Raw genomic sequence first — 5,049 nt, forward strand, 5'->3', positions numbered from 1 at the left:
GACCTCCCCCTCACCGCCTTCGTCCTCTTCTCCTCCGCCGGCGGCATGGTCCTCGCCGCCGGACAGGCCAACTACGCCACCGCCAACGCCTTCCTCGACGCCCTCGCCACCCACCGCCGCGCCGAAGGCCTGCCGGCGAGTTCCCTCGCCTACGGGCTCTGGGAGACGCGCACCGGGCTGAGCGAGGGCCTGACCGAGGCCGACCTGGAGCGGATGCGCCGCCAGGGCCTGCCCCCGCTCACCGAGGCCCAGGGCCTGGCCGCCCTCGACACCGCCCTCACCACCACCCACCCCGTCCTCGTCCCGTTGCGCATCGACCCGACCGCGCTGCGCAACCGCACCGACGAACTCCCCGCCCTGCTGCGGGCCCTGCGCCCCGCACCCGCCCGGACCACCGCGCAGGGCGCCACCGGCGCCGGCGGGGTGGAGTTGGAGCGACGGCTCGCCGGGCTGCCCGCCGCCGAGCGCGAGGCGACCGTGCTGCGCTTCGTCCAGGAGAAGGCGGCGACCGTCCTCGGTCACGCCTCGGCCGACGCCGTGGCACCCGAACGCGCCTTCCAGGAGCTCGGTTTCGACTCGCTCACCGCGGTCGAGCTGCGCAACCAGCTGAACGCCGCCACCGGGCTGCGGCTGCCCGCCACGCTGGTCTTCGACTACCCGAGCCCGGTCGCGCTGGCCGGCTACCTCCTCGGCGCCTTCGCGCCGCCCGCCGAGCCGACCGCCGGACGCGGGATCCTCGCCGAACTCGACGCCGTCGAGGCCGCGTTGGCGGCGGCCGGGGCGGCCGGCGCCGACGCGACGGCCGGCGGCGGGGACGGGACCGGCGACCCGGCCGGGCACCGCGAGGAGATCACCGCCCGCCTCGAACAGCTGCTCGCCGGCTGGAAGAAGCTGATCCGCCCGGTCGGCACGGAGGACGTGACCGAGCGGCTGGAGGCCGCCAGCGCCGCCGATCTGCTGAGTTTCATCGACAACGAGCTCGGGCTCTCCTGAGCCGGCGACAGCGAGTAAGGACACCATCCATGGCCAGTGAAGAGCAGTTGGTCGACTACCTGAAGCGCGTCACCGCCGAGCTGCACAGCACCCGGCAGCGGCTCCAGGAGGCACGGGAGAAGGACCGCGAACCGATCGCGATCGTCGGCATGGCCTGCCGCTACCCCGGCGGGGTCGCCTCGCCGGAGGACCTGTGGCAGCTGGTGGCCGACGGCCGGGACGCCGTCGCCGACCTGCCCGAGGACCGGGGCTGGGACATCGACGGCCTCTTCCACCCCGACCCCGAGCACCAGGGCACCTCGTACTGCCGACGCGGCGGATTCCTCTACGACGCGGCCGAGTTCGACCCGAAGTTCTTCGGCATCTCGCCGCGCGAGGCGGTCGGCGTCGACCCGCAGCAGCGCATCCTGCTGGAGGCCTCCTGGGAGGCGATCGAGCGGATCGGCATCGACCCGCGCTCGCTGCGCGGCTCGCGCACCGGCGTGTTCGCGGGCGTGATGTACCACGACTACGGCATGAACGCCCTGCTCGCCTCCACCAGCGGCGGGAGCCTGATCTCCGGGCGCATCTCCTACACGCTCGGGCTCGAAGGCCCGGCCGTCACCGTCGACACGGCCTGCTCCTCCTCGCTGGTCGCCCTGCACCTGGCCGCGCAGGCCCTCCGCCAGGGCGAGTGCGACCTCGCGCTCGCGGGCGGCGTGACCGTCATGGCCACGCCCGGCATGTTCCTGGAGTTCAGCCGGCAGCGCGGCCTGGCGCCCGACGGCCGCTGCAAGTCCTTCTCCTCGACGGCGGACGGCACCTCCTGGGCCGAGGGCGTCGGTGTGCTGGCGCTGGAGCGGCTGTCGGTGGCCCGGGCCAAGGGGCACCGCGTGATGGCTCTTGTGCGTGGCTCCGCGATCAACCAGGACGGTGCCAGCAACGGGCTCACCGCGCCGAACGGGCCCTCGCAGGAGCGGGTGATCCGGCAGGCGCTGGCGCAGGCCGGACTGTCGACCACCGACGTGGACGCGATCGAGGCGCACGGCACCGGCACCACCCTGGGCGACCCGATCGAGGCCCAGGCGCTGCTCGCCACCTACGGCCAGGACCGTTCGGCCGAACAGCCGCTGCTGCTGGGCTCCTTCAAGTCCAACATCGGGCACGCCCAGGCGGCGGCGGGTGTCGGCGGCGTGATCAAGATGGTCATGGCGATGCGGCACGGCGTGCTGCCGAAGACGCTGCACGTGGACGAGCCGTCCCCGCACGTGGACTGGTCGGCGGGCGCGGTGGAACTGCTCACCGAGCAGCGGAACTGGCCGCAGACCGACCACCCCCGCCGGTCCGGCGTCTCCTCCTTCGGGATCAGCGGCACCAACGCCCACATCGTCCTCGAACAGGGCGAGGCCGAGCCGGAGTTCGAGCGCCCGGCGGTGGAGCCGACGGCTCCGATGGCCTGGCTGCTGTCGGCGGCGAGCCCGGCGGCGCTGCGCGGGCAGGCGGACCGGCTGGCCGTGTTCGCCGCGCGCGGCGGTGAGTTCGGCGACCGCGAGGTCGCCCGGGCGCTGCACGGGCGGGGCACCTTCGAGTACCGCGCGGTGGTCGTCGGCACCGAGCGGGGCGAGTTGGTCGCCGGGCTCGCCAAGGTCGCGGCGGACGACACGGACGCCGCGGCCGCCGGCCGGCCGAGGGTGGGTGTGCTGTTCACCGGGCAGGGGGCGCAGCGGGCCGGGATGGGGCGGGAGTTGTACGCGGCCTTCCCGGTCTTCGCGGAGGCGTTCGACGCCGTGTGCGCCGAGCTGGACCCGCTGCTCGGCCGTTCGCTCCGGGATCTCTGCTTCGACACCGAGTCGGAGGAGCTGGACCGGACCCGCTACACCCAGCCCGCCCTGTTCGCCTACGAGGTCGCGGCGTACCGACTGCTGGAGAGCTTCGGCGTACGGGCGCAGGTCCTCGTCGGGCACTCCATCGGCGAGATCGCCGCCGCCCACGTCGCGGGCGTCTTCAGCCTGGCCGACGCCGCCCGCCTCATCGAGGCACGCGGCCGCCTCATGCAGGCACTGCCCGAGGGCGGCGCAATGATCGCCCTCCAAGCAAGCGAGACCGACGTCCTCCCGCTCCTCGCCGGACACGAGGACGCGGCCTCCATCGCCGCCCTCAACGGGCCCACGGCGACCGTCATCTCGGGGGACGACGCCACCGTCACCGCCATCGCCGACCAGCTCGGCTGCAAGAGCCAGCGACTGCGCGTCAGCCACGCCTTCCACTCCCCGCTCATGGACCCCATGCTCGAAGAGTTCCGGGCCATCGCAAACGCGATAACCTATAACAACCCCACCACCCCTATAGCGACCACGGGCGACGTGACCAACCCCGAACACTGGGTCCAGCACGTCCGCGACACCGTCCGCTTCACCGAGGCGCTCAGCACCGCGAACGCCGACGTCCACATCGAGGTCGGCCCCGACGCCATCCTCACCGCGCTCACCCGCCAGACCCTCCCCGGCGCCACCGCCCTCCCCCTGGCCCGACGCAAGCGCGACGAGGCCCGGACCGCCGTCGAAGCCCTCGGCGCCCTGTGGACGCACGGCGCCGAGGTCGACTGGACGCCCCTCCTCCCCGCCGACGGTCCGCACGTCGACCTGCCCACCTACGCCTTCGACCGCCAGCGCTACTGGGTGGCCGCCGTCGAGGCCACGGCCGACCTGAGCGCGGCCGGGCTGACCGGCGTCGAGCACCCCCTACTCGGTGCCGTCACCCAGCTCGCCACCACCGACCAGCTCGTCCTCTCCGGCCGGCTCTCACTCAGCACGCACCCGTGGCTCGCCGACCACACCGTCCACGGCACCACGCTGCTGCCCGGCACCGCGTTCGTCGAACTCGCCCTCCAGGCCGCCCACCGGGTCGGCTGCGACCGGATCGACGAGCTGACCCTCAGCTCCCCGCTCGTCCTCCCCGAGGGCACGGCCGTCCAGCTCCAGGCAGCCGTCGGCGCCCCGGACGAAACCGGCCACCGCCCGCTCACCATCCACTCCCGCACCGACGAAGACCAGCCCTGGACCCTCCACGCCGAGGGCCTGCTCACCGAAGCCACCGACGCCGCCGAGACCACCGACGCGGGTACCGGGCTCACCACCTGGCCCCCCACCGGAGCCACCCCCGTCCCCGTCGACGCCATGTACGACCACCTCGCCACGCTCGGCCTCGACTACGGCCCCACCTTCCAGGGCGTCACCACCGCCTGGCGCGCCGACGACACCGTCTACGCCGAGGTCGAACTCCCCGAACCCGCCCACGCCGACGCCGCCCGCTTCGGCCTCCACCCCGCCCTCCTCGACGCCACCCTGCACACGCTCAGCCTCGGCGAGTTCCTGCACGGTGTGGAGCCGGGCCGGCCGTCGCTGCCGTTCGCCTGGCAGGGCGTGCGCCTCCAGGCCTCGGGCGCGACGGCGGTCCGGGTGAAGGTCGCCCCCGAGGGGAGCGGCACGGACAGCGTCCGGATCGACCTGGCCGACACCGACGGCACGCCGGTCCTGTCGATCGCCGCGCTGCGGCTGCGGCCGGTCTCCGTCGAGCAGTTGGCCGCCGCCGGGCGGGCCTCCGACGTGGTCTTCACCGTCGAGTGGACGAAGCTCCCGCTCCCGGCCGAAGCCGCCACCGGCCTGGTCACCACCGGTCCGGTCACCGCCGGCGGTCACCCCGACTGGACGGCGCTCGCCGCCGAGTCGCCCGCCGTCGTGGTCGTGGAGGCCACCGTGGACGCGGCGGCGACCGAGGTGCCGGACCGGCTGCGCAGCGCCGCGTACCGGACGCTGGACCTGGTGCAGGGCTTCCTCGGCCGGCCGGACCTCGCCGACTCCCGGCTCGTCGTCGTCACCCGCAACGCCCACACCGTCGCGGCCACCGACACGCCCGATCTCGCCCTCGCCCCCGTCTGGGGCCTGGTCCGCGCCGCCCAGGCCGAGCACCCCGGCCGCTTCGTCCTCGCCGACCTCGACGACACCGAGACCAGCCGCACCGCCCTCACCCACGCCCTCACCACCGACGAACCCGAACTCGCCATCCGCCAGGGCACCA

2 protein-coding genes are annotated in these 5,049 nt (G+C 74.3%); both read left to right on the plus strand.

Going from position 1 to position 5,049, the window contains the following annotated elements; translation table 11 throughout:
• Nucleotides 1–993, plus strand: a 993-nt coding sequence (locus tag AB0N76_RS39115) for a KR domain-containing protein (protein ID WP_363565622.1), incomplete at its 5' end; no start/stop codon positions are given.
• Between the two features lie 29 nt (nucleotides 994–1,022).
• Nucleotides 1,023–5,049 (plus strand): beta-ketoacyl synthase N-terminal-like domain-containing protein (locus AB0N76_RS39120; protein WP_363565623.1); only part of this gene is annotated, 4,027 nt, incomplete at its 3' end.

Source organism: Kitasatospora sp. NPDC093806 (assembly GCF_040683335.1).
Taxonomy (GTDB): domain Bacteria; phylum Actinomycetota; class Actinomycetes; order Streptomycetales; family Streptomycetaceae; genus Kitasatospora.